This window comes from Chryseobacterium populi, assembly GCF_000282115.1.
Lineage (GTDB): Bacteria > Bacteroidota > Bacteroidia > Flavobacteriales > Weeksellaceae > Chryseobacterium > Chryseobacterium populi.
In genome coordinates this window covers 41,354-68,145 of record NZ_AKJY01000041.1, presented here as the reverse complement: position 1 = coordinate 68,145, position 26,792 = coordinate 41,354, and the positions used below count along the sequence as shown (strand labels likewise).

Genomic DNA, 26,792 nt, shown 5'->3' with positions numbered 1-26,792 from the left:
TTTGCTGTTAAAAACTTTACTGAAGGTCTTGCTTTTTGCTGTAAATAATAAGACCATCTAATCTTAAGTCATTGTATCCCAGCGGATCAATCAAAAGATAAATATTACCGGAATCCTATCAATTATCTCCTTTTTTTTCTAACCATAAATAAAGTGGTGGCAGTAATATAGGAGCAAATAACAACGTGCTTGTCAAACCACCGATGATAACCGTGGATAACGGACGCTGCACATCAGAGCCGATGCCGGATGAAATAGCAGCAGGAACAAGCCCCACAATAGCCACCACCAGAATAGAAAGCAGAGCGCGTAATTGTTCTTTGGAAACCCGGGCAACCGTCTGGTCATTTACAATATTCTGTGTACCTCTGTTCAACGCTGAAACCAGCAATACACCCGCCATTACAGATATCCCGAAAATACTTACAAAACCCACTCCTGCCGAAACATTAAAATAATACCCCCTTAAAAGCAGAGCAACAATTCCACCTCCCAAAGCAAATAAAATACAGCTCATCGTAATTAAGGTATATCTCAGGTTTCTGTATAACATAAACAGAAATAAAAAAACCATTAATAAGGTTAGCGGGATCGTAAACAATAATTGTTTTCCTGCCCGTTCCAGGTTTTCATACTGGCCGCCGTAAATGATCTCATAACCTTTTGGAACCTGAACGTTTTTTTCTACTTTATCCTGCAGCTCTTTCACAAAACTTCCCTGGTCGCGTCCCAGAATATTGGTACGTACTGTTATCATACGTTTGCTTCCATATCGGTAAATATTAGTTTGCCCTTCAACAAAATGAATATCCGCCAATTGGTCCATAGGAACTAATGCCCCGTTTGCTGCGGGAACCAATAAGTTTTTGATGGCATCAATAGAGTTTCGGCTTTCGGGGAGGAAGCGGACCACAATATCGTATCGTTTGGCTCCGTCATAAAGTGTTGAGACTGCTTTTCCACCAATAGCCGCTTCTATCATATTTTGAATATCCGCCACATTGATCCCATAGCGGGCAGCCATCTCTCTGTTTACTTCTATGGCCAGTTGTTCCTGTACACCTTCCTGCTCGATATTTACCCCTTTTGCACCCTGGATCTCTTTGGCAATGGCAGCAATACTGTCCGCTTTTTGCCTCATTAATTTTAAATCATCCCCAACGATTGAAACAGCCAGGTCGGCGGCACTTCCGTTTACAATTTCCATGACTTGATCTATGATAGGCTGCCCCGATGAAAATTGTACCGAAGGGAGTTGATGCTGCAGGTCGGTCTTTATTTTTTCAACCAAATCTTTTTTGGAGATGGTATCGCTCCAGAGCTTATAATCTTTCAGCCCAACGAGGATTTCATTTCTGTTGGCAGGGAAAGGGTCTGTACCATCGTCATTTCGCCCGGTTTGGGTTATTACATAAGAGATTTGAGGATATTTTGATACAATATTTCTTATTTTAGGTGCATACTTTGCATTTTCCTGAATGGATATCCCTGTCGGAAAATTACCCCTTAAAAAAATAGAGCCTTCATCCAGGGTAGGTAAAAATTCTGTCCCCAGTTTTATACCGCAAAGAATTAAAACAATCACAACAGAAAACCCGATAATGGTTGTTTTTTTATATGATTTCAGGAATAGCTCTAATGTGTTTCCATATATTTTTGTAAGAAAATCCAAAACAAAATTTTCATGTTCTTTCATGGGTTTATTTACATTTGCCAGGCTCTTTCTGTAGGCGAACGAGATCAGCACAGGAATAAAGGTTAGTGCTGCCAGCATAGAACCGATCACTGCAAAAGCCAGCGTCAAAGCCATTGGCGAAAACAGCTTTCCTTCTACTCTGGTCATCAGGAGAATAGGCATATAGGCTAAAATAATAATCGTAACAGAAAAGAAAATCTCCCGTCCCACTTCCTGCGCAGCCTGTAAGGTTATTTTCACGATGCCTTCCTGTTTTTCTTCGGGAGTGGCCGTCCTGTATTTTCTGATCAGATGTTCAGCCATAACACAGGCTCCATCCACGATAATCCCAAAATCTATCGCCCCTAATGAAAGTAAATTGGCAGGAATTCCGGTAAGACGCATTAATATGAACGCAAAAAACAAAGAAAAAGGAATAGTTAAAGCTACGACCAATGCACTTCTTATACTTCCCAGAAAGAAAATTAAAAGAATAATGACAATAGAAATTCCTTCAAATAAAGTGTGGGTCACTGTCTCCAGCGAATGATCTATCAAAAAGCTTCTGTCGTACATGGGTCGTAACGTTACATCCTGTGGCAGATCATTTTGTTGAAGAGATGTCATCCGCTCTTTCAACGCCTTTAATACCTCACTGGGATTCTCATATCTTCTTAACAATACGATACCTTCTACTCCACTGTTTACATCTTTTTTTTCTTTAGTTACCGTATATCCCAAAACTCCGCTTGGCGGTGGTGGCGTAATTTCAACTGTAGCGACATCGCGCACAAAAACAGGAACACCGTTTTCCGATTTTAATACAATATTTTGGATATCCTCCCCCGTCTTGATGGCACCCAAACCCCGGACAGCAAAGCCCTGTCCACCTCTTTCAATAACATTTCCCCCTGTATTCTGGTTGTTTGTGTTAACTGCATCCATTACATTCTGCAAAGTGAGATTATACTTTCTCAATTTTTCAGGTGAGGTAATGATATGGAATTGTTTTAAGGGACCACCGAAGGTTGCTACATCCGCAATCCCGTCTACCTGCAATAATGCAGGCTTTATTACCCAATCCTGCAAATCCCTTAGCTGTGCCTGGCTGTAAGTAGGGGGAGCCTCCACTACATACCTGAAAATCTCGCCCACAGCAGTTGAAAGCGGAGCCAGTTCGGGGGTTACTCCTTCCGGCAGCTCTGCTCCTGCAAGACGTTCTGTAACCTGCTGCCTGGCGAAATAATCATCTGTTCCATCCTTAAAAGTAAGCTGAACCACCGCTAGTCCGAATATCGTTCTGCTTCTGCGGTCTAAAACATTGGGCGTATTCTGCAGAGCCCTTTCAATAGGAATAGTGACCTGCTGTTCTACTTCTTCAGCCGCACGGCCTTCATATTGGGCAATGACGATGACATTAGTGTCAGCAATATCAGGATAGGCCTCTATTTTAAGCTGCGTAAAGCACCAAAAACCGATAGCCATTGTGACCATACTTACTGCAATTACCGCCCAGCGGTTTCTTAAACTGAATATGAGTAAATTCTTTATCATTATTTTACCATTTCTCTACTTGATGTGTAACAATAAAACCTCCCCTGTATAGGTTTCTGAGTTCGGTTAAAACGGTTTTCACTTTTTCATCATCATCAATGAAGGTTATCATTATTGGCGTCTGGTCAAAACTGAATAGATTGTTGGGACGGTTGATATATTGGTTTTCACCATAGCCCAACCTGCCCCGAAATACAGTTGCCCCTTTAATGTTGTGTACGATCAAAAACTGCAATATGAATTCGTACCCTAATTGTGTTCCTTTTAAATCATCTGCATCAATAAATATTTGTGCCTGTATCATAATTTTGAGTTTAAAGTATTGTCCTTTTCGGAATAATGGAAGCAATCATAAAATAGATTACGGCCATACAACAGGTCAGAAAAATCCCCGCATATTATTTTTTATTTGATTGACATTATTTCCTCTTTTTAATATCCAAATGACAAACCTTTTAGCTGCATCACGCCTTCTACAGCGATTTCCTCGCCATCGTTCAACCCTTTATATACAACAATTCTTTCACCTACCTGGCTCCCAATATTTACTTCTCTTCGCTGAAAAATACCACTGCCTTTTTTCACAAAAACATAATTTTTAGCCTGTACCGTAGCCAGCGCACTTTTGGGAATGCTGATAAAATCACCTTCATGTACTCCAAATGAAATAGTGGCAAACATGCCCGATCTTAATTTATTATCAGCATTATCGATGCTTATTCTTAATTTTATCATTCGGGTGGTATTATCAATAACATCGGCAATATCTTCGATAAGCCCCGTGAAATTTTCGTTGGGAAAAGCATTAAATGTTATTTGGCAGGAACCTCCTTCTTTAATTTTCCCTGCCTGGCTTTCAGGAATATCAGCAATGATCCATGCTTTTCCCTTGTCTGTACCCAGCAAGGCATCGGGATTGAAACCTGCCATTTTTAATTTTGACTGTTGCTCCAGAATAAGGCTTTGTTGGGCTATCAGGTCAGCTTCAGCTGCCGCTTTTTCCGCAACAGCAGTGTTCAGATCACTTTCAGCTGCCATTTTATCTACTCTTGCATCTGCTACTTCCTTACCTGTGCTTGCACCATGAGCAAATAAATCCTGAAATCTTTGTATTTCTACTTGCTTTTGCCTGATAATAGCTTGTTTCTGTCTTACAATAGCCTGCTTTTGCGTAACAATTGCTTTCTTTTGTGCGATACTCGCTTTTTGGTTGATCAGCTCAGTATAATTTGCACTCAATTCGGGATCATTGAATAATATAATCCTATTCTCAACAACCGTAGCTACAACCTGGGCCGGGGCTGTGATATCTGCATTGATATTACCCGATGTTATTTTTTCCGTTTTGAAAAAAGTGAAGGTCCCGGCATCCTGAAAAGTAATGGTCTTACCGTTATTGCTTACTGTCGGTGACACATTTTTTTCCGGTTGTTTATTATTTTCTTTGCTCCCACAGGCAGTTAAAAATAAAACCGCTGAAATGATATAAATACTTCTTTTCATTATTTTGCCAATTGATTGATTAATCCTGTTACGTAAAGTAATTGAATAATACTTTGCTTATATAGCTCCAGGGTATCATAGTACTGCTGCTGTATTTCGAGCCAGCTTCTTTGGGCTTCCAAAAAATCGATTATTGTCGTTCCACCCCGCAGATAGGCATATTTCACATTGTTTAAAATCGTTTGTGCCTGTGTGATCATGTTCTCGAATTTTTCAAGACTTTGTTTCTGAAATTCATAATCTGCGTAGGCATTGGTTACCTCTGTCCCTATCCTGCTTTGAATGGTGCTGAATTGCTGTTCGGCCTGCTGCTTGAGCAATACGGCTTTTTGCCTTTCTCCCTGGTTTCTTGAAAAAAAAGGGAGTTCAAATGTGAGGTAGGCTCCTACATAAGGGATTCTATTCTGTGGATTGTAAACCACTCCTATTTCAGGACTTGGGATGGCTAAAGATCTTTGCAGCCTGATATTGGAGGAAGCTGCTTCAACGTTTAATCTGGAAGATAAAATATCACTCCGGTTGTGTAAGGATTGCTGCAGCAGGCTGTCGATTCCTGATGGTATTCGGTACAGGAAATCATCAGAAATATCTGCGGTAACCTCTACTTTTATCCCCAGGAAAAATTTCAGTTCTTTTTGTTTATTAATAATTTCCTGTTGGGCAGTTTTTGCCTGAAGGGCATATTGCCTGGCCAATAATTCGGTGCGGTACAGATCAGTTTGAGTAATTACCTGTTTTGTATAGCGGTACTTGTTGATATTGGCCAGGCTGTCTATATTGCTTTTGGCAGCTTGGATCAAAGCCAGCTTTTTTTGGGCAGCCCATACCTCCATCCATTTACCGGCAACTTCAAGATATAGGGTTCTTTCAGTTTCATGATATGTATTTTCAGTTGCAACCGCAGTTTTTTCAGCTAAATCAATTGCATTTTTACGCTGGCCGGCGATTTGAAATATTTTTCCCAATTGCAGGCTGGTTTGGGTATTCGCCGAATTCAGCAAACCCGTATTTTCGGCATAATCCTGTTTTCTTATGGTACTGATGTAGCTTATTCCCATAACAGGATTGGGTCGCAGCCCGGCAGTTGTTACGTCGCTCTTCGCAATACCGATATTGAATTTTTCTGTCCTGAGAACCGAATTGTTTTCCCTAGCTGTCTGTAATGCTTTTTGTAAGGTAAATCGGGTCTGTGAAAAACTACTGCCCGAAAATAAAAAGCTTAACAGGAGGAAATAAATATATTTTTTACGCATCGCTCTGTTTTAAAGAATTATGCGGCAAAAGTAGAAAAAACTGTTATTGGATTTTATTAGAATTCCATTAGAATTTACGACAAACCGGGAAGTTCGATACTGAATGTTGTTCCTATACCCGGTTTTGAAACCACTGTAATTTTACCTTTATGCAGCAGAATTATTTTTTGCGTAAGAGAAAGTCCGATACCGTTTCCATCAGTGAACTTCTTGTTTTCCCCGCGGTAAAAAGGAGTAAAAATATGGTCCAGATCACCCTCTGGAATGCCGATTCCTTTATCTTTGAAGTGTAACAATATTCTATGGTTATTGAAGGCAATAGAAGCAAGGCATTCTTTATCCGCAGAAAACTTACATCCATTTTCAAACAGATTGACAAAGGCCACTTTTAATAAATATTCATTCCCGGTCAGTGAAATTTGATTTTCATCATCGATGTCATTTTCAAAATGCAGATCAATCTTATAATCTGCATTAGCCTGTTGTACCTGATGTTTTGCATCCAGCAAAACTTCATCGATACGGATGGTTTTAAAGGCAATTTCAGAAGGATCATAGCTGGCTTTGGCCAGATCCAGCAGGCTGTTTGATAAGCGGACTATTTTTTTGGCATCGTTCAACGAATTTTTTATAGCTCTTTTATAGGTGTTGTTATCCTGCTCCCTGCCGATGGCTAATTCCAGTTCGGTAATAATAGCAGAAAGTGGCGTCCGCAATTCGTGCGAAATATTGGAGACAAAATGCTTTTGCGCATCAAAAGAATTTTCAAGCCTGTCGAGCATTCCGTTGAATGTATTTCCCAATTCTGAAATTTCGTCTTTATTGTTCTTCGTATTCAGGCGCAAATAAAGGTTTGTAGCTGAAATATTGTTGGCTTTATCAATCATCTCTTTTACAGGCTTAAATACTTTTTTTGAAAAGATCCGGCCTGCAATATATATGAACAAAATAGAAAGTAACAGTACCAGCAAACTGTTTCTCAACAGGCTATTTAATTTGTTGTATCCGTATTCGTCATACGCGGCAGCCGTTATAATATAGTCTTCTCCTTCAAAAGAATATCTTAACCCTACTACCTGCCAGTCTTTTTGATAAAATTGGGTTTCTCCTTTTGTTTCAATTGTATTGATCATTTCTTTTGTTTCTTTAACGAAATCAATGTTTACAGCGTCATGATACAATAATTGAAAGGAGGTGTTATAAATGGCCACCTCTACTTCATTGATGGTTATCCGGTTGTTCTTATAAATATTCTGCAATGTCCTGGAATCTACCCGGGCTTTAAAAAACAGATTGCCTTTCGTTTCCGCTTCTCTCTTTAAAACTGTATAAAATTCCTTCTCCCTGTTTTCTTTAGCCGAATAGTAAATAATAGCAGCGAACAGCAACAAAATTGATGCGGTGATAATGGTGAACAGTAAGGTGATCTGTGTTCTTATTTTCATTTTTCAATGAGTATAAAGCCCATACCCGGCTTGGTATGGATTAATTTAGGCTCAAAATCCCTGTCAATTTTTTTCCTCAGATAATTAATGTATACATCAATAAAATTGGTTCCCGTATCAAAATAAGTATTCCAGACCTTTTCAGCAATCTCTGTTCTTGACAATACTTTTTCAGAATTCCGAACCATATAGGTCAAAAGATCAAACTCTTTCGGGGTAAGATTTACTTCTTTATTATCCCTTTTTACTGTTTTGGTCTGAAGGTCCATTTCAAGATTAGCGTATTTGAGGAAAAAATCTTTTTCAGGATTCTTTAGAGCCCGTTTTAATAATGCCCGGATGCGTACAATCAGTTCTCTCATTTCAAAAGGTTTGACCAGGTAATCATCGGCACCAGCATCAAAGCCTTCAACTTTATCATCGGTTGTCCCCAGTGCTGTAAGCATGATAATGGGAATGTGCGGCTTTATCTGTCTGATCTCTTTGCAAAAATCAATCCCGCTTAATCCGGGAAGCAGAATATCGGTAATGATTAGGTCATAGGATTTACTTAAAGCCATTGATCTCCCCGAAAGCCCGTCAACAGACAGCTCAGGAGAAAAACCATATTCTTCCAGTCCTCTATGGATAAGCTCCGCCACTCTTTGGTCATCTTCAATAATTAAAATATTCATTTGAAAATTACAAATTATTTTTTGTACTATTTACTATTTCTATATCATCTTTACTCGCTGATCATCTCAAAAAAAATTGTTAGATTACAGCCCTCTTGATTTTATTTCTTCTTTGAACTCTTTCAAAGATTTCAGATTGAGAATGAGTACAGGAAGCAATGCAACGGGAATTGCATTTAAAGCAATAAGCTGTTTTTTAAAAGCCAGTATAAGACTTGCAGCAAATAGAACAAGTATTGCACCTGCCAGCATAGCAGTAATTGTTTTTAAAATTTTCTGTTGTTTGAGTAATTCAGCATTGGTCATTGCTGACAGTTTATTTTTGTTCATTCCGTATTGTATTAGTTAATTCAAATATTCATTATTTTTGCAATCGTCAACCTTATGAATTTTATCAGTCTTCTTTTCTTTTCAATTTATTTTCAGTAAAAGGAACTACAACCAGGGGGTATTGTTCTACTTCCAAATGGCTTTTATCGAGTCCAAAATTAATATGATCTTTAACGGATAAATGACGTAAATTGTAATAAGCCTTCATGATGAAATTTTTCCAAAGCGGCATTCTGTTATCATAGGAAAGAAAACTATCCATTAAAATAAATTTAAAATCACCTATTTTATTTTGCTGATAAGCCTGCTCCAGAGAATCAACAACATCTATTTCGTTTTTTTCAATCATATCATTCACTACCTGCTTAAAATAATAACCAATTCTTGGATCTTCGCGGAACCCTAAATCAAATTGTATGTAATAAACATCATTTTTAATAATAGTATCTACGGAATATTTTTGAGCATAAGGTTCATCTAAAATATTGACATGAACAAACCAATAAATATCTGCCCGCTTTGGCAATCCAAATTTTAATATAGAATCTATGATTGTTTTTTCAATTTTTCTTTCAGAATCTGAAGTAGTAAGGTAGACCAGATTGGTAGCATATTTTGGCATATTTTCATCCGTACTCAGCTTATTCAGTTTTGGAATATGATCTGATAATTTTACGAAAGACTGAATGTCTGATTTTATCTGTCTTCCTCTCCACCAGATGTACATAATGCTGAATAATGAGAAACCAATGATCAAAGTGATCCAACCGCCATCCTTTACTTTTTGCAGGTTGGCGATTAAAAAACTTATTTCTACTGTTAAAAAGATTCCGGTAATGAGTATATTCAGGATCAAAGGAACTCTTTTTATCCTCAGGTAGGCATTGATCAATATCGTACTCATAAGCATTGTAAGAGTAACGCTCAGGCCAAATGCCGCTTCCATTTTAGTACTTTCTTTGAAATATAAAACCATTCCTACACAACCACACATCAGAAACCAGTTTATTGCAGGAATGTATAATTGTCCTTTTATATTACTCGGAAATAAAACCAAATGTTTTGGCCAGATATTCAGTCTTATTGCCTCGTTGATTAAAGTGAAACAACCACTAATTAAGGCCTGTGAAGCAATAATAGTTGCCAAAGTTGCAATTATCAAAGCAGGCCAGAAAATAGACTGTGGAACAATATGGTAAAAAGGACTTAGGCTTCCCACTTCTTCACCTGCATGATTGAGCAGCCAGGTAGTTTGCCCTGCATAACTTAATATCAGCGCAATTTTTATAAAAATCCAACTGATCCTTATATTATTCCTTCCGCAATGCCCCATGTCACTGTACAATGCTTCTGCACCCGTTGTACAAAGAAAGATACTTCCCAAAAGCCAGAACCCCTTCGGCTCGTTCACCAGCATTTGACAGGCATAATAAGGGTTTAAAGCTTTCAGTACTCCCCAGTTATCGCTCAGTGCCATTGCTCCCAAAACACCAATAAACCCGAACCAGATCACCATTGCAGGGCCAAAAACCTTACCGATCTTATCGGTTCCGAATTGTTGGAAAATAAATAAAACAATTAAAATCCCAACGATTACAGGAACTGTATTAAATCCCGGAATAACAGCCTGCACACCTTCTACAGCCGAAGCAACAGAAATTGGCGGGGTAATAATTCCATCTGCCATTAAAAAAGCCCCTCCCGCCATAGCGATAAAAACAAGCCATTTTCCACTGTATCTCCTCACAAGGGCGTAGAGAGAAAAAATTCCTCCTTCTCCTTTATTATCAGCCTGCAGAGTGATCAGTACATATTTGATGGTAGTCTGGAAAACCAGGGTCCAAAAAATGCAGCTCAAGCTGCCAAGTGCAATGGCTTCTGTTATAATTCTATGATGAAAAACAGCATTCAGAGTGTATAACGGTGAGGTACCAATATCCCCAAATACAATACCAATGGCAATGAGTGAACCAGCCAGGGTAATTTTTTTGTGAAAATCGGAAGTGTTTTGTCCGGTCATAATTTGTTTTACTACAAAATAAATTAAATTTGACCATGTAATTACTATGGATATACTAAAATTAAGGTATTAATATATTTCAATACCCTAATTATAAATATGCAACGCCGCTTAATTCAGAATTCTTCATTCCATTTATGAATAATGGTATCAGAATCTTCAAGGACCAATGCAGGATCGTATTTTATTACTGGGTTATCTATATGGTCATCGCTTTTGACAAATCTACTCCAAGGCCTTTAAGGGCAGCATAGGTTAATTTGTCCATCATTGCCCCTTCAAAACAGATGGTTTTAAGCGTTTTATAATACCTGTTAGTAAGAGCGAAAGTCGGGCGGAAAGAAACGTTTCTGAATGTCGCTCCTTTAAATGAAGCTTCATTTAAGGCAGCATTATCAAACTTTACATCAATAAAAACCTGCCCGTCCAGGCACATACCACTCATATCAGCCGATTTAAAATGAACACCTTTAAATTCACAGTTTTTAAAAATCGTTTCTTTAAGATCGGTAGCCGTAAACTTTACGTCAATTAACTTTACATCCGTAAACTCTGCATTGGTGAGTTCTGAAGCATGAAACTCAGTGCGCACCAGAATAGTTTTATTAAATATTGTATCTGTGAGGTTATTGGCCGATAAAGAGCAATCTGTAAGGTTTGTTTCTTTAAAATCAGTTTTTTGCATATTGCTCCCTTTAAACGAGCTGCCTGTTAAATCTGCACCGGCAAAGTTAGCCCTCTGCAAATCACTCCCGAAAAACTTTCTTTTTGGCGCCTTTACTCCCGCTAAATCTGTTTCTGCTAAAGCACTTCCGCTAAAGTTTGTAAGTAATTCATGATTTTGAGAAACGGAAAATTCAGTTTCTTCCGATGCCCCTCGTCGCGTTTCACCCGTTTGATTATTGATTGTTTCAAGAAGCTGCTCATCTGCAAGAGATTGCAAATTTTCTGAAAAATAATTGAGATCAACATTAAAAATTTCCGAAAGCCTGTTGATTGTTATAAAATCTGGAATTGATTCACCTCGTTCCCATTTTCCAACTGCCTGTGGACTGATAAACAATAGCCCGGCAAGCTGGGCCTGAGACATGTTATTCACTTTTCTTGCGTTGACGATTTTCCCGCCTAATATCTTTGTATCCATAATTGATGTCTTTTTTACTTTTTTGACAATACAAAGATATTCAGAGCTATTTCAAAGTCAAGCAAAAATACAAACACTCTTAGTTGTAAATACGCTACTTCTTGTTGTTATTCAACAACTGCCGGTTGTAATTTATAAATTCAGTACTAGAATACATTTAAAATTTCATTCCTTTAATAAAAACCTGCTGCTGTCTAAAGTAAGTCCGGATTTGCCATCAGATAAGCTAATGCTTCTGTCACAGCCTGCTCAGGCCTTTTGGGATTAAATCCTAATTCATTTCTTGCTTTAGATATGTCAAAATCCTGTTGTAATCCTGAAAACATCGCAATATCTTTTGTTGTTATTATAGGAGCTTTTCCCATGATCTTTGCCGAAAATTCCATCAGTCCGGCAATGGCATACAATATAAACTTTGGTACAGCCACTGGTTTTTTAAGGTTTAATTTTGGATATAATCCGGCAGCCAGAACCATCGTATCCGTAATGGTCATACATTTTTCGTTGGCGAGAATATAGCGCTCACCGGAACGCCCCTTCTGTGCTGCAAGATAACAGCCTTCGGCTACATCTTTCACATCGATCCAGTTCAATGTGATCTTTGTATCCATTGGAATTTGTTTGTTTAAAATCAGCTTCAGTACTCCAAAGGAAACATTCAGGGGGAGAAATGCTTCACTCCCTATCATCGCCGCAGGCATCACAGAAACTAATTCGATTCCCAGCTCATGAGCCAATTGAAAAGCCAATTTTTCCCCGTCATTTTTTGAATTGTAATACATATCCCTTCGGTCCGGATTATAGCCATTACTCTCTTTTGTAGGAAGATCCGTATAATCCAGTGCTGCAATAGAACTGATATAGACTATTCTTTTCACACCTGCTTCAGCAGCAGCTTCTATCGTGTACCGTGTTCCCTGCATATTTACATCGTAGATCTCCTTTTCAGGATCTTTAGCCCATAATTTGAACGATGCTCCCACGGCGTAAAATGTTTCCACCCCCTGCAAAGCTTTTACAAATGAGGCTTTATCTGTAATATCAGCTTGTACAACTTCGCAATCCAGTCCATGAAAAGGTGCTGTATTTTTGATGTTACGTACTGATGCCCGTACAGGAATCCCTTTATTAATCAGTAATCTGACAAGATTGTTACCCAAATGTCCATTGGCACCGGATACCAATGCTAAATTTTTATGTATCATATGTATTGACTTTAAATGATACAGCAAAGATCAGATTTGCTCATTCAAAATCACTTCACAAATGTTACCTAATGATCTGTTTGCGGAGGCGGCTTAAACTTTTAGGATTCATCCCAAGAAAAGAAGCGATATATTGCATAGGAACATTCTGAAGGATTTGAGGATATTCTGACATCAGTTTTAAATACCGCTGTTCTGCACTAAGGGTAGCCAGCTCTTTTGAGCGTCTTTCATTATAGGATAAAGATTGCTGAAATATCAAAATGCTGAAATCTTTAAATGCAGGACTTTGTTCGGTAAGCATATCCAGATCAGACATGGTAATCCTCAATAGTTCACATGGGGTAATACACTCCAGATTCTCTTCCGATTTGGTCTGATTAATGAAGTTAAAATAGGATGTAATGAAGCCAGGCGGGCAATTGATGTGGGTCGTTACCTCGTCTCCTTTATCATTATAATAGAATAATCTGACAAAACCGGATACCACAAAATAAAGATAACGGGGTATCTTTTCCTCTTCTTCAAGAATATGGTTTTTAGAATATGACGCCGGCTCAAAGTATTGCCGACAATAATTTCTTTCTAATTCAGAGAGGTCTACGTATTGTTCAATAAGATGAATTAGCCGGTCGTTCATAATACAAAGTTAAAACATAAACACGAATAATTACAGAAATTGGTTTCCGAAGATTATACCCGGAGTTAATAAATCCTCAATTTTATTGAGCTTGTGTATGGATAAATAAACTCAATTTTTAAACTAAAATCAAAAAAAATAAAATTTATGATATTTTATTGAACAGTGTTCAGTATATTTGCATCATCAATGTTTAATATAATTTTTGACGGATATGAAAACAGCATTAATAACAGGAGCCAGTGGCGGGATAGGTTTAGAAATTGCCCACCAGCTTGCTTCACAAAATTATCAGGTAACCCTGGTAGCCCGTAATGAGGAAAAGCTGCAAAAGGTAATGCAGTCATTAAACGGAAATGGACATTCTATACTCGTTGTTGATCTAACGGTAAAAGAGGATCTTGAAAAACTAGCCGGTCATATAAAGACAGTCCGGTACAATGTATTGATTAATAATGCAGGGGCTGCGGTATATGGTAAATTTACAGAGGTCCAGATTGAAGATCACCTAAAAGTCATGCGACTGAACATGGATGCACTTGTTGTGCTTTCATATGCGTTCCTTCAAAATGCGAGTGCAGGTGATTCACTGGTCAATATTGGTTCGCTGATTGGCTTCTCTTCCCTGCCCGGAGCAGCAGTTTATGCAGGCAGCAAAGCTTTTGTTACAAATTTTTCTGAATCTCTTTGGTTTGAATATAAAAATAAAGGCATCTTTGTAATGGGTTTCAACCCGGGTGCTACAGCATCAGATTTTCATGAAAATGCAGGCAATACAGCGAAAGAATTTCCCAAATTCGTGGTTTCCTCAGTAAAAGAAGTGAGTGATAAGCTTTTTGCAGCATTACAAGAAAGAAAGCAGCCACGTGTAGTACAAGGTTGGAATAACAAATTAATGCTTTTCGGTTTTAAATTTTTGAGCAGAAAGGCAGGCATTAAAATCATGGGAAATCTGAGTCCCGGAATATCATAGGCGGGAGATATTAATTGGAAATAGAATAAACGAATGAGCATAGCAGAAAGAAAACAGGAAGAAAAACAGGAAATGCATCAGCGGATCCTGAATGGTGCACGAAAGGTATTCCTGGAAAAGGGATATGAAAAAACAAGCATGCGTAACATTGCCAATGAGATCAGTTATAGCCCTGGTAGCCTATATTTTCACTTTAAAGATAAAAGCGAGATTTTCCATCAGCTTCATAAGGAAGGTTTTACATTATTGCTCAGCCAGTTAAAGGTTCTTAATACCGTAGCTGACCCTTTCGAACGTTTAAAAGCGTCAGGCCGTGTTTTTATTCAATTTGCTCAAGAAAACAAGGACTATTACAACCTGATGTTTATGGTAGAAGAAACCTCCAAAAGTTCTGAAGAGAATGGATTTATAATTGCACAGGAAGCAATCAACCATCTTTCATCAGTGATTCGGGAATGTCAGGCGCGAGGAAGATTTAAAGATATGGATATCGAATACTTTACGTTTATGGTACTGTCGGCAATGCATGGTATCTGTGCTCTATTCTGTAAAGACCGAACAGCCAGCTTTATAGGCAAGACCAATGAGGAGCTTATGGAACATGGCTATGAATGCTTTGTCGCTTTGCTCGAAAAAAGCTAAGCTTTTTTTTAATTTCAAATTGAACAGTGTTTAAAATTATTACAGTGATTAAATTTTATAAAAACAATTTTCGGGTTTATGCCCTTTTGGGTCTTGTACTATGGAGTACTTCACAGAAAGTGCACGCCCAGAGTCTACTTGATGAATACATCCAGCAGGGGCTATCATCAAGCCAAAGTATCAGACAGCAAAACTTTTTGCTGGAAAAGAACATCTATGCATTAAAAGAGGCTAAAAGTATGTTTCTACCGGAAATAACTTTTTCGACCACATACAGTAAAGCAGACGGTGGACGAACCATCGATTTTCCCACCGGAGATCTGTTAAATGGGGTTTACAGTTCGCTAAATCAGCTGACAGGAAGCAATGCATTTCCGCAGCTTCAAAATCAACAGATCCAATTGAACCCGGATAACTTTTACGATGCTAAATTCCGGACTACCCTACCCATCTTAAATGCAGAGTTGATGTACAATAAAAAGATTAAAATGCAACAGGTAGACCTGCAGCAAATGGAAGTCAGGCTTTTTAAGCGGGAGCTCGTAAAGGAGATCAAAACAGCCTATTATAATTACGCAAAGGCGGTGAAGGCAATTAAGATATACGAATCGTCCCTACTATTAGTTAATGAAGGAAAACGTATCAATACCAAGCTTTTTGACAATGCTAAGGTAAATCGCACCGCAGTCCTGCGCAGCACGAACGAAGTATCCAAAATAAATGCCTCATTAATTTCAGCACGAAAAACAGCAGAATCGGCCCAAACCTACTTTAATTTTTTATTGAACCGGCCTTTACAGGATAGCATCTCGCTGGACGATCTGAGCACCCTGCCGGCCCCGGACTTATTGTCAGGTCAGGATATTGGAAACAGGGAAGAGCTTTCAAAATTAAAAATTGCGACAGATATAAACGGAAACCTGAACGGTCTTGCAAGGTCATACCTGGTACCAAAAATCGGTACTTACCTTGACCTTGGTTCCCAGGCTTTCGATTGGAAGTTCAATAAGCAAAGCCGGTATTACTTTTTGGGAGTTTCGTTGGAATGGAACCTGTTTTCATCCGGTAAAAACTCAAATCGGATAAAGCAGACAGTTTCAGACCATCAAGCCCTGGAAGCGCAGACAGGCTATATACAGCAACAACTACTTACCGAGTTAAAGGTACGTGAGAATGAGATGGAAAGTGCCCTGGCACAATATCAGGCAGCGCAGTCACAATTGAAAACCTCGCAGACCTATTATACCGATGTGCTGAAACTCTATAAGGAAGGTATGATCATCTATATCGAATTATTAGATGCACAAAACCAGCTCATCGATGCACAGTTACACACAAACATTGCTCTTTTTGATACATGGATCGCATATGCAGCTATCGAACGGGCCAATGCAGGTTTTAATCTTAAATAAAAATAAGTACATTATTATGAAGAGCATAAAAATACTCAGCTTTTTTTCATTATTCATCATTTTATATTCCTGCGAAGAGGAAAAGAAAACTGAAGCTGCACAGGTTGATCAGGAGGTTATCGCTGTCAAGACCGTTCCTGTATCGACATTGGCATTACCTAAAAACATCAGTGCCACAGGCTTGCTGGCTACTGAAAATGAAGCACGGTACTCCTTTAAGATCGGAGGTATCATCAGCCGGATACTGGTTGAGGAAGGCCAGTTTTTCCGAAAAGGACAATTGCTGGCAACATTAAATGCAACAGAGATCAATGCCGGGCTATCACAGTCCAATTTAAATGTAGAAAAAGCCAGACGTGATTACCAACGGGCGGCTAATCTATATCGTGACAGTGTTTATACCTTGGAGCAGCTGCAAAATACCAAAACTCTCCTTGATGTTGCCCAGAAATCACAGGAAGCCGTTGCATTCAATCAGCGTTATGCAAAAATTTATGCAGCTGCCGATGGCTTTGTCAGCCAGAAGATCTCTAATGAAGGCGAAGTAGTAGCGGCAGGGATGCCGGTATTGGCGATTAATGAAACACAGCAAAACAACAATTATATACTCAAAGTGGGTGTAACCGACCGGGAATGGGCAATCATCACTATCGGGCAGAAAGCAACAGTAATACTTGATGGCTATGCCGATCAAAAACTGGAGGCTTACGTATTCCGTAAATCCCAGGCAGCAGACCGCAGCCTCGGCTCTTTCCAGGTTGAATTAAAGCTGAAATTAGAGAATCTTAAACCTGCAGTAGGTATGTTTGGTAAAGCAGAAATTACAACCATGCAGGATGAAAATGTAAAAGTTGTCCCCTATGCATCACTGGTTGAGGCAGATGGTGATAAGGCTTTCGTCTTTGCACCGGTTGGACAGGATAAGGTCAGGAAGGTTCCTGTCACTATTGCCCGTTTCGACAATCAAAATGTTTATCTGCAAGATGGGCTTGCAGGAGTTGATCAGGTAGTGGTATCCAATAGCGCATATCTTAACGAAAAATCAACCATTAAAATTATCCGCTAAAAAGCATAGATATGAAGATTACAAATTTTGCGGTAAAGAACTATCAATTTACCTTGGTCATATTCGTTCTCGTATCAGTGGTGGGACTGCTGACGCTATTCACCATGCCAAGGTCCGAAGATCCAACTACCCATCAGCCACAATATCTGATTACTGTTATCTTTCCGGGTACAAGCCCCAAAGATATGGAAGAGCAAGTGGTTAAACCTATCGAAAATAAGATCTATGGCTTGGAAAATATTGATAAGATGCTGACCACCATTGAGGACGGTGTAGCAGCAATCCAGCCGAAATTTAAATATGGTGTGGATGTCGATAACAAATACCAGGAAATATCTACGGAGATCAATGCTTTAAAAAACAGCGGACTTCCGAAAGATATCTACCTGATAAAGACAGAAAAGATTTCTTCTTCTGATGTCAAAGTTTTGCAGATAGCATTGGTTTCCGAAAATGTATCTGCCAAAACAATGAGGGATCAGGCAGATATTTTAAAGACCAGATTGGAAAAGATCACGAATCTGAAAGATGTCAAATATACCGGAATGCCGGAGCAGCAGATCAGGATCGATATGCAGCTGGACAAGCTTGCTCAATTGAAAATCCCCCTTAATGTCGTTGTAGGAAGCCTGCAGAGTGAAGCAGCTGATATACCCGGTGGAAGCATCAACCTTGAAAGTAAAGTTTTCAACGTAAAAACCAGCGGTAAATTTAAAACAGTCAATGATGTAGCCAATACAGTGGTTTACAATGCCAATGGAAAAATTATCTATCTAAAGGATGTTGCCGAGGTCAGCTATAAAGACGAAACCGTGAATCATATCACGCGCCTGAACGGAAACCGTTGTGTACTGATAACCGCAGGAATGAAAGACAATGTGAGCATTACGGATGTACAGAAAGAATTTCTGCCGGTTGTCAACGAATTTTCAAAAGAATTACCAGAAAACATCAAGCTTGTAAAAAACTTTGACCAGGCAAATATGGTCTCCCAACGTCTTGGACACCTGGGTTTCGATTTTGGACTGGCCATCCTACTGGTGGTCATTACACTGTTGCCCCTGGGCTTTCGCGCATCGCTGATTGTGATGATTTCCATTCCCCTGTCGCTGGCGCTTGGTCTGATTGCAATGAACGTGCTTGGTTTTTCGTTGAACCAGTTGAGTATTGTAGGATTGGTTGTTGCACTTGGTCTTCTGGTGGACGACAGCATCGTTGTAGTCGAAAATATCGAACGTTGGCTGCGCGAGGGTCATTCCCGAAAAGATGCCATTCTAAAAGGAACCAAACAGATAGGCGTCGCCGTCGTGGGCTGTACGGCAACCTTGGTTATAGCATTTCTTCCTTTAGCATTTCTTCCTGATATTGCAGGGGAATTCATCCGGAGCTTACCGATGGCAATCATAACGAGTGTTTTGGCATCCATGATCGTAGCGCTTACACTAGTCCCCTTTCTGGGCAGTAAAATACTGAGGACACACACGCACGGTGGTGGCAACTTTTTCTTGAAACATCTGCAGCGATTCCTGACCTATTCTTACAAAAGAATTATGCCTTTATCGCTTCAATGGCCAAAAGTAACTATCGCAATATCTATGGGGCTCAGCATACTCGCATTTTTTCTTTTCACCCAAACGGGCTTCAAGCTTTTTCCGACATCGGAAAAACCCATGTTCCTAGTGAATATTAAGATGCCTTTGCAAGCGGATATTCCCGAAAGTGACCGGGTGACCAAACTTGTAGAGAAAGAATTGGCACAACATAAGGAGATTGTACACTATACAAGCAACGTGGGCAAGGGTAATCCACAGATATACTATAACGTCCACCAGCAAGATATCAAGCCCGATTTTGCACAAGTATTTGTACAGCTGGATAACGAAGCCAGCCCGAAGGTGAAAACGGAATTGATCAAAAGGTTAAGGCTGAAGTTCAAGAACTTTCCGTATGCTAAAATAGAGGTTAAGGATTTTGAGCAGGGAACACCACTGGAAGCAAATATTGTGGTCAGGATTTTCGGGGAAGATCCTAAAATATTGCGCCAGTTATCCTTTAAAGTGGAAGAGCTGTTGCGTAAACATCCCGGGACAAACTACATCAACAACGAACTGAACACTTACAAATCGGATGTTAAAATAAAAATCAACAAGGAAAAAGCCCGTACATTAGGTGTTTTAACCAGCGATGTGGATAAGGTTATCCGTATGGCGGTAGCCGGGTTCACTGTGGGCGATTATATCGATGACAGAGGAGATTCACGTGAAGTTGTCATCACTCTGCCCCGACATAAATTTTCAAATTTAGATGTATTAAAAAACTTATATGTCAATAATGTACAAGGCGTTCCTGTGCTTGTGGACCAGATTGCAACCATCTCGTTTGAAACCTCGCCTACAGTGATCAACCATTTTAACAAGTCCAGATTTGCAAAGGTAACTTCCTCGACAAAAGATCATGTCTATGCCAACGATATACTGAAAGATATTGTTCCACAGCTGGATAAAATGCAATTTCCCAAGGGTTACTATTATAAGCTATCCGGGGAAGCGGAGTCGGAAGGCGATGCACTGGGCGGAAACTTTCTGTCTGTGATATTATTGAGTGGCTTCCTCTTTGTTGGTGTTTTGTTATTACAGTTTAAAACTTTTAAAGGAATTATAATTGTGCTGTCCATCATTCCACTGGGAATTTTAGGCGGAATTCTCGCTCTTCTTCTGACGGGGAATCCCATGTCATTGGTTTCGATCATTGGTTTTATCGGGCTGTCGGGTATACAGGTGAAGAATTCTTTGTTATTGGTAGACTTCACAAACCAGCTGCGTGCAGAAGGTCATTCTATTGACGAAGCCATCAATATTGCAGGAGAAACGAGATTCCTGCCCGTGGTTCTTACATCCATTACAGCAATCTGTGGACTGATACCACTTGCTTTAAATCCGAATCCGTTAATTGCACCGTTAGCTATTGTACTTATTGGAGGCTTGATCAGCTCCACTATACTTTCACGTATTGTAACACCGGTCATGTATAAGCTAATCCCCCCTACTTTAGAATCCGCAGAACAAACAGAAAGTATTGAAACTATACCACAGTAAGGTCAAGCCATTTTATTTTACACTTTATAATTATAACAATGAAAAAGCATTTAGGAACAATAATCTTTAATCTGGTTAAGGAAAAGCAAATGGATCCAAAAGATTTTGCAAGTCAATTAGCCATTAGCGAGGCAGACCTTGAAAGAATTTACCAGAATTCATCACTCGATTTGGATACACTTGCGAAAATTTATGATCTGCTCGGAAGTAGCCTTTTACTCCATTATTTCGATGAAGACCAGCTAAAAAACGTCTTTATTAATCATTTTTCAGAAAAAGATCGAAAAAGAGGAACCCTGGCACATAAACAAGAAGAGAAAGATGAACAGCTAACTCAACTGAAAGCCTTAGCTGAATCACTAAAAAAGATCATATCACTTTATGAAACCAAGGAATTGATGGAAAAATTGTCACAGAAAGAGTAAATAGATATACTCCCTTTCAAACCGCTTTATGAGGTTAACTTAGTGAAGATTTGCGGTGGAAAAATATTTTTTTACAGGAAACAGAAAATCCAGGTAACAAAACATTACTTGGATTTCCTTTATATACCTTAGAATTATAAATGGGCATTGAAAAAGCGGACAACATTTGCCACAGCAAAGTCAGCTTGAGCAGACTGATTATAGGCAAATCTTATCTATCCTGTAATTTCTTAATCAATACAGCTGTAATTCTCAGTAGAACCAATATTATTGTATTCCGTTTAAACAATCAAAAAATTTGAGATAAAAATAATATCTTAGTTGAATGAAATATTTAGAAAAGATTCAAGGATTATTACCATTAGGCTATTTATATCTTATTATTCTTGGACTTTTAAAAGAAAGTATTCTTTTTTACCAATTAGGTATAAACATTTTGAAATACTCATCCATAACAGATATTCTGATCAGTCCGATTGCTGATATGGCTTCAAGCCCTATTTTGATTATTATCATAATTTCTGTCGTTCTTTTTTTCTTTATATTTCAGGTAATCATTATCAAGAACAGGGAAAAAAACTGGAGCAAGAAGTTGTTAGGAAGCTATAAAATAAATCCTGAAAGTGATAAGAAAGAGCTACAGAAAACCCTGATCCCAATCTTTTTCCTACTTGTATCTATTGAACTTCTCGCCTTATTTGTGGGATTAGGAATTGGTGAAGGCAGTATTATTAAAAAAAGGATTGAAACCCAAAACTTAAAATATAATTATACAATCACTTCTGAATCCAATGAACCGGTTGATATCTATATGATCGATATTAACAGCACTTATTATTTTTATGTAACAAAAGGAGATAAACACATCAAAATCGCTCCCGTCGGAAAGATTAATGACCTTGAAATCATCAGCAGAAAATAATGGAATACATGCTAATGAAGATGCAGCAGTTATTATCTTGCTTTTTCTTTGCTTGGTTAGCATTACTTAAACATGGCACAATCTAAATCAATACACAGAAAACCTAAAAAGGAGACTTTTAAAAATAAACATCTCCCTAGGCAGAGGTAAGGATTTCAAATATGCTGTTGAAGGATTTTCAAAATACCAATCGTTTTTGATTAAAGAAAGTAAGATTAGAGCCCTGAGATATTGTCCATCCTTGACCATTATAGAAATAATAGCTGTAATTTACATGTTTCTTAACAGCAAACCATTGATAATAAATATTGTTGATTTTATATCACCACAATGACTTTTCCTCTTACTCTTCCGGTTTCCACTTCCAGATGGGCATTTCTCATATCTTCAAAAGCGAATTTCTTATGGATATGGGTTTTAACGACTCCTTGGGATAGAAGCTGTGCAAGAGCCAGTATGGTTTCTTTTTTTGATTCCACCATCATGAACTCGATATTTACGTGTCTTTCTTCAGCCCGGGATTTTATCTCTTCAGGAATTTCCGGTGTAGGCAAGGTTACAATTGTTCCGCCCGGGCGCATTACTTCCATAGAATCTGACAATGCCTGCCCCTGAATTGTATCGATAACGATATCAATATCTTTGACTGCTGACACCAGATTTCCTGTTGTATAGTCAATATGCTCATCTGCTCCCAATGAAAGTACAAATTCCCTGTTTTTTGCTGAAGAAGTACCCATTACATAGGCTCCGAAATATTTGGCAAGCTGAACAGCAATATGGCCTACCCCTCCAGAGGCGGCATGAATTAATACCTTGTCTCCTTTTTTGATTTTGGCTATTTCCACCAATGCCTGATAGGCTGTAGATCCCACCATTGAAATTCCGGCTGCTTCCTCATGAGAAATACCTTCAGGCTTCAGTGCCAAATGATTTTGAGGTGATGTTACATATTGGGCATATGCTTTTCCGTTTCCGAAAAAATTGACCATTCCAAAGACTTCATCACCTACCTGAAAGGAATTGACTTCGTGCCCTATTTCCACAACTTCCCCGGAGATATCCCAGCCTAAAATAATTTCTTTTTCTTCTTTGTAGATCCATTCCAGAACACCTTCATATGCTCTTGCCTTTACATCTACAGGATTAATGCTTATCGCTTTTACCTTAATCAATACTTCATCCGGTTTTATAGCAGGCTGCGGAATTTCTGCTATTTTCAGATTATTTACATTTCCTGCTTTGCTTAGAATCATTGCTTTCATTATCTGATTTTTTATTGCAGCAAAAGTAATAACACAGTATCTTTGTAACAAGTATGCACTTTTTTGTAATCTACAGACCAAAATGATACTATTATTGATTTTCAGTAAATTAAAATTTAAAAAAAATGAAAAAATATCCAGATGAACCGGCATGCTCCGTAGATTATGCTTTTAGAAGGATCGGCGGTAAGTATAAAGGACGTATTTTATGGTACCTTCATGCAAAAAATATTATGCGCTATGGTGAATTAAGAAAAACACTTACAGATATTACTCCTAAGATGCTTACTCAAACGCTGCGTGAATTAGAAGCTGACGAATTGGTAGAGCGAAAAGTTTATCATGAAGTTCCACCTAAGGTAGAGTATAAACTGACGGAGATAGGACAAGAACTAATTCCTTTCATTGCACATTTAAAAGAATGGGGAGACAAGCAGATTCAGAAAATTAAAAAATAACCGGACAATTGGAAAAGGGCTGTTAATAAAAAAAGAGCATCACAAACGGCCGACAATTAAAATCAGTCAAGAACTTCAATTTAAATTATACCAAAGCAGCAAGAGCCATATGTGATAACGATAAAAATAGCGATAATGGGCTGTAAATATAGCTGTCCCGTGAGGCGAAAGCAGATTGCTTAAATTTCTTAAAAGCACCTACATACTTAAATTCACCAATAAAACGAAGAAAAAAAATAACAGCGATCCCATACATGCAATAGCGCAAGTAGATACTATCAAATGGCATTGCTAATGATCCCATAAAACCTAGATTTATTAAGGCAAAAAGCAATAACCCAAATCCTACAAAAATAGTTCCTTGCCGGCTTGGATTAAATAATTTTCTTCCATTTAAATCTGTTGGTATAGCAGCATTAATAGCCCATTTTCCGCCCATTGCCCAAAAGAAATGGATAAATGCTAATGAAAATAGGGCAATTGTTACAATAAAAGACAGTATAAATTCCATTGGGCAAATATAAAGCAATAAATAACCATATGAAAAATTTCCAATGTACTTGAAACAAAAAATAGCTGCTGCAGCGGACATGTATACAAACTGCATATAGTTTGTAACCGTAAAAAGACATTTGCTGTGATGCACAGAAGCCTCTATTGGAATAGCAATATTGCTCATCCCTTCATATTTTAGAACGCATACTTATGAGGATTTTACAATTTCCAAAGGCATGCTATCGATGATAAAACAATTTTCAAATTCATTAAAAGTTTTGAACTATTTTTAAACGTATCTCATTGATATTTATAGACAATTTTCGCTTTCCAGGATAACAATTATACTGCCGGTTCCATAAATGCATATAAGTGTTGAACTTTCCCGTTCTCAATCAGAAAAAAATCCATACTGTTTAGCATTCCACCGCTGGTACGTATATGCCCAAAAAACCTTGCGCTGTTTTGAAGCGCTTCGATTGGCTTAGCTATTGAAAAATCAAACATCGGATCTTCTTCCAGAAGCTTTCCCACAAAGTCTGATACTTCCTTTAGGCTATGAAGAATGAACTCTTTGTCGTACATCTTAACATCTTCGGCATAAATTTTTCTCAAAAGTTCTTCCCTTTTTTCCCTGTTTTTTTCGTTCCAGGCAGCCACATGAATGTTCTGTAGCTCCTCAAGTAGTTTTTCGTCCATCGTATTTTATATTTAAAGTAATAAGATTTCTTTGCCAACGTTTGGCAAGTCTTTTTTTAACAAATTTAAATATGCATTTCTTCAGGATCGTTGATGTACATCAACAAATAACACTTCATTGCAAATTAATTGAGGTTAAAGCAATTGACTTCGTATAATAATAGTTTTTTATAAAAAAAAATTATCTTCGGCTAACCTATTTTGTTTGACATAATTGGATGAGTATAATAATTATAATCAGATTTTTTTAATATTTATGATTAACGGCTATCATTATACCGATTCCTTCAAAAACAGGAGGTGAAAAATGGTGATAAAACCTGATAAAAATAGAAATATCCGGATTTTACCCTGAAATAAAAGATCTTCATTCCTCTTAATTTCCCATAAACACACTCATATTGCAAAAAATATACATTAAATATCAGTTTAGTGTGAAATAAATCAGGTTATGTTAAATATTTTTTTAATTTAGTAGAACAAAACTAATATCTAAACATCAAACCCTCAAATTACAACTTATGAAAATTTTGTTTCCCCTCAGGAATCGGAAAGCGACACCACTTTAATTCCAATAACCCATCAACTCGTTAAACCAGTCCTTAGTTCCCACCCGGTTGCTAATGGTAAGTGGCATAAGATTAAATCGTCTCTGAAGCTGTTTTATACGCAGCTGATTATATAATGCATCAAAAGGATGAAACAACAGATTAAGTGGCATTTGCAGAGATCTCCTCTATTAATGACTGATAAATTTCTAATACATTTTTTACAGACCATATCCGGCTCGTTTCCCTGTACCCATACCGGACCTGATTCTTCAGATCAATAGTTATATTTTACAAATTTTAAATCTTAAACAAAATGAAACCAGAAGATTTTGACCCAAAAAAATATTTGCCTTTAGGCTACTATCCCTGGCCGGATCTTATCAATAAACATGTTGAAGAAATGGAACCGCACGAAGCACATTGGATCGAAACAGATTTTTCATTTGTATCCGAAAAACTTCAGGAAAAATATAAAAAAATAGCCCTCTATAATGTCGTATCAAGAATGCAGCCTTATCATACCCGCGAGCAATTGCTCGCCTGTACCCGTCTTTTGTTCTGGCATACATTTATCGATGATCAATATGAACATTCCCCTGTTTCCGAATTAAAGAAAATACGAGAACGAATGGTAGCCATCATGCAAGGCGATCAGGTACGTTCCGATGAAAATGGAGTGTTTCAGCAAATAGCCATCAGCAGAGATGAGTTGAATGCGTTTGCTCCACAGGAATGGATGCAGAGACTAATCAATGATATGGATGAATATATCCACTTTGGTGTTGAAGAAGAAATATATTACAGGGAACATAATAAACTGCCTACTTTCGCCAATTATTCGCTCTTCCGCGAATATTCTATAGGTATGTATCCTCATTATACTCTTGTGGAGATAGGTCTTGATTTTCCTATTAATGCAGCGCTCTTGAGGCATCCGGTAGTACAACGGGCAAGGCATCTTGCTTCACGCATTACCATCTGGGAAAATGACATCCATTCGATACGCAAAGATCTGTATACAGAAAGAGAGACACTTAATGCTGCGTTCGTATTGCAGAAAGAACACGGCATTTCTCTGGAAGAAGCCATAGAAGAAATGATGCGGATTCATGATGCCGATGTTGCTGAAATGGTATCCTTACAAAATAATCTTGATGGTTTCAGCCCGGAGGATCAGGCTATAATCAAAGAATATATTTTCAGGATGGGGGTAGCAATACAGGGCATTAATTCTTTCTATATCCTTCAACCACAACGTTATGTAACTGTTGGAGGTTTTAGCTGGCCCGACACTGAGCCTTTGAAATTAAGAGAAAATTTCGAAAAAATATAATGGTCCCTTTTAA

23 protein-coding genes and 1 pseudogene are annotated in these 26,792 nt (G+C 38.2%); 9 read left to right on the top strand and 15 right to left on the bottom strand.

Translation table 11 applies throughout. The features are described from left to right. Positions 1 to 118: 118 nt before the first annotated feature. The 11 genes from PMI13_RS11570 to PMI13_RS11520 all read right to left on the bottom strand — a co-directional run bounded on the left by PMI13_RS11570 (position 119) and on the right by PMI13_RS11520 (position 13,443). Entirely contained in the window at positions 119 to 3,229 is a 3,111-nt protein-coding gene (locus PMI13_RS11570; protein ID WP_007843849.1) for an efflux RND transporter permease subunit, read from the bottom strand. 4 nt (positions 3,230 to 3,233) lie between these two features. Then, positions 3,234 to 3,533 carry a DUF190 domain-containing protein gene (locus PMI13_RS11565; RefSeq protein ID WP_007843847.1) on the bottom strand — a complete coding sequence of 100 codons (300 nt, stop codon included), beginning with the start codon at positions 3,531 to 3,533 and terminating at the stop codon, positions 3,234 to 3,236. A 128-nt stretch (positions 3,534 to 3,661) separates the two neighbouring features. Then, positions 3,662 to 4,732: an efflux RND transporter periplasmic adaptor subunit gene (locus tag PMI13_RS11560; RefSeq protein WP_007843843.1), complete on the bottom strand. Its 1,071-nt coding sequence runs from the start codon at positions 4,730 to 4,732 to the stop codon at positions 3,662 to 3,664. Further along, the gene (locus PMI13_RS11555) at positions 4,732 to 5,985 is read right to left on the bottom strand and encodes a TolC family protein (RefSeq protein WP_007843841.1); all 1,254 of its coding nucleotides are present in this window, start codon (positions 5,983 to 5,985) and stop codon (positions 4,732 to 4,734) included. The genes PMI13_RS11560 and PMI13_RS11555 overlap by 1 nt, the downstream gene beginning before the upstream one ends. 74 nt (positions 5,986 to 6,059) lie before the next feature. Then, positions 6,060 to 7,430, bottom strand: a complete 1,371-nt coding sequence (locus PMI13_RS11550) for a sensor histidine kinase (protein ID WP_007843839.1) — start codon at positions 7,428 to 7,430, stop codon at positions 6,060 to 6,062. Next, positions 7,427 to 8,104, bottom strand: coding sequence for a response regulator transcription factor (locus PMI13_RS11545; RefSeq protein WP_007843838.1), 678 nt, complete (start codon positions 8,102 to 8,104; stop codon positions 7,427 to 7,429). Before PMI13_RS11545 ends, PMI13_RS11550 begins: the two co-directional genes overlap by 4 nt. A gap of 84 nt (positions 8,105 to 8,188) precedes the next feature. Further along, entirely contained in the window at positions 8,189 to 8,434 is a 246-nt protein-coding gene (locus PMI13_RS11540) for a hypothetical protein (RefSeq protein ID WP_007843836.1), read from the bottom strand. Between the two features lie 64 nt (positions 8,435 to 8,498). Beyond that, positions 8,499 to 10,454: a KUP/HAK/KT family potassium transporter gene (locus PMI13_RS11535; RefSeq protein ID WP_007843835.1), complete on the bottom strand. Its 1,956-nt coding sequence runs from the start codon at positions 10,452 to 10,454 to the stop codon at positions 8,499 to 8,501. Between the two features lie 199 nt (positions 10,455 to 10,653). Continuing rightward, on the bottom strand, positions 10,654 to 11,598 hold the full coding sequence (locus tag PMI13_RS11530; RefSeq protein ID WP_007843832.1) for a pentapeptide repeat-containing protein: 945 nt from the start codon (positions 11,596 to 11,598) through the stop codon (positions 10,654 to 10,656). A gap of 194 nt (positions 11,599 to 11,792) precedes the next feature. Further along, positions 11,793 to 12,803: an NAD-dependent epimerase/dehydratase family protein gene (locus PMI13_RS11525; RefSeq protein ID WP_007843830.1), complete on the bottom strand. Its 1,011-nt coding sequence runs from the start codon at positions 12,801 to 12,803 to the stop codon at positions 11,793 to 11,795. 64 nt (positions 12,804 to 12,867) lie between these two features. Then, complete coding sequence (locus tag PMI13_RS11520) at positions 12,868 to 13,443, bottom strand: Crp/Fnr family transcriptional regulator (protein ID WP_007843828.1); 576 nt, start codon at positions 13,441 to 13,443, stop codon at positions 12,868 to 12,870. A gap of 214 nt (positions 13,444 to 13,657) precedes the next feature. Between PMI13_RS11520 and PMI13_RS11515 the strand changes: the two genes are divergently transcribed. From PMI13_RS11515 to PMI13_RS11485, 7 genes are all read left to right on the top strand, one after another. Then, positions 13,658 to 14,416 carry an SDR family NAD(P)-dependent oxidoreductase gene (locus PMI13_RS11515; protein ID WP_007843826.1) on the top strand — a complete coding sequence of 253 codons (759 nt, stop codon included), beginning with the start codon at positions 13,658 to 13,660 and terminating at the stop codon, positions 14,414 to 14,416. A gap of 33 nt (positions 14,417 to 14,449) precedes the next feature. After that, positions 14,450 to 15,058: a TetR/AcrR family transcriptional regulator gene (locus PMI13_RS11510; RefSeq protein WP_007843824.1), complete on the top strand. Its 609-nt coding sequence runs from the start codon at positions 14,450 to 14,452 to the stop codon at positions 15,056 to 15,058. A gap of 44 nt (positions 15,059 to 15,102) precedes the next feature. Next, positions 15,103 to 16,470 carry a TolC family protein gene (locus PMI13_RS11505; protein WP_007843822.1) on the top strand — a complete coding sequence of 456 codons (1,368 nt, stop codon included), beginning with the start codon at positions 15,103 to 15,105 and terminating at the stop codon, positions 16,468 to 16,470. Positions 16,471 to 16,486: 16 nt separating this feature from the next. Beyond that, a complete protein-coding gene (locus PMI13_RS11500) occupies positions 16,487 to 17,536 on the top strand; it encodes an efflux RND transporter periplasmic adaptor subunit (protein WP_007843820.1) in 1,050 nt (349 codons plus the stop codon). A gap of 11 nt (positions 17,537 to 17,547) precedes the next feature. Beyond that, complete coding sequence (locus PMI13_RS11495; protein ID WP_007843818.1) at positions 17,548 to 20,631, top strand: efflux RND transporter permease subunit; 3,084 nt, start codon at positions 17,548 to 17,550, stop codon at positions 20,629 to 20,631. 38 nt (positions 20,632 to 20,669) lie between these two features. Beyond that, positions 20,670 to 21,056 (top strand): helix-turn-helix domain-containing protein, encoded by a 387-nt coding sequence (locus tag PMI13_RS11490; protein WP_007843816.1) that lies wholly within the window; start codon positions 20,670 to 20,672, stop codon positions 21,054 to 21,056. Between the two features lie 325 nt (positions 21,057 to 21,381). Next, positions 21,382 to 21,978, top strand: a complete 597-nt coding sequence (locus PMI13_RS11485; protein ID WP_007843814.1) for a hypothetical protein — start codon at positions 21,382 to 21,384, stop codon at positions 21,976 to 21,978. A 317-nt stretch (positions 21,979 to 22,295) separates the two neighbouring features. Here PMI13_RS11485 and PMI13_RS11480 read toward each other — a convergent pair whose 3' ends face one another. Then, entirely contained in the window at positions 22,296 to 23,243 is a 948-nt protein-coding gene (locus PMI13_RS11480) for an NADP-dependent oxidoreductase (RefSeq protein WP_007843812.1), read from the bottom strand. A gap of 125 nt (positions 23,244 to 23,368) precedes the next feature. Here PMI13_RS11480 and PMI13_RS11475 point away from each other — a divergent pair, with 125 nt between their 5' ends. After that, a complete protein-coding gene (locus PMI13_RS11475; RefSeq protein ID WP_007843809.1) occupies positions 23,369 to 23,701 on the top strand; it encodes a winged helix-turn-helix transcriptional regulator in 333 nt (110 codons plus the stop codon). Positions 23,702 to 23,786: 85 nt separating this feature from the next. On the opposite strand, the gene PMI13_RS11470 is transcribed toward PMI13_RS11475, so the two are convergent. From PMI13_RS11470 to PMI13_RS11465, 3 genes and pseudogenes are all read right to left on the bottom strand, one after another. Beyond that, positions 23,787 to 24,212: a DUF3995 domain-containing protein gene (locus PMI13_RS11470; RefSeq protein ID WP_449384734.1), complete on the bottom strand. Its 426-nt coding sequence runs from the start codon at positions 24,210 to 24,212 to the stop codon at positions 23,787 to 23,789. Positions 24,213 to 24,297: 85 nt separating this feature from the next. Beyond that, positions 24,298 to 24,525 (bottom strand): annotated as a pseudogene (locus PMI13_RS21840) (IS982 family transposase); the annotation flags it as partial. 13 nt (positions 24,526 to 24,538) lie between these two features. Beyond that, the gene (locus tag PMI13_RS11465; RefSeq protein WP_007843801.1) at positions 24,539 to 24,895 is read right to left on the bottom strand and encodes a nuclear transport factor 2 family protein; all 357 of its coding nucleotides are present in this window, start codon (positions 24,893 to 24,895) and stop codon (positions 24,539 to 24,541) included. An 864-nt stretch (positions 24,896 to 25,759) separates the two neighbouring features. Between PMI13_RS11465 and PMI13_RS11460 the strand changes: the two genes are divergently transcribed. Next, positions 25,760 to 26,779, top strand: coding sequence for a terpene synthase family protein (locus tag PMI13_RS11460; RefSeq protein ID WP_007843798.1), 1,020 nt, complete (start codon positions 25,760 to 25,762; stop codon positions 26,777 to 26,779). Positions 26,780 to 26,792: the final 13 nt, after the last annotated feature.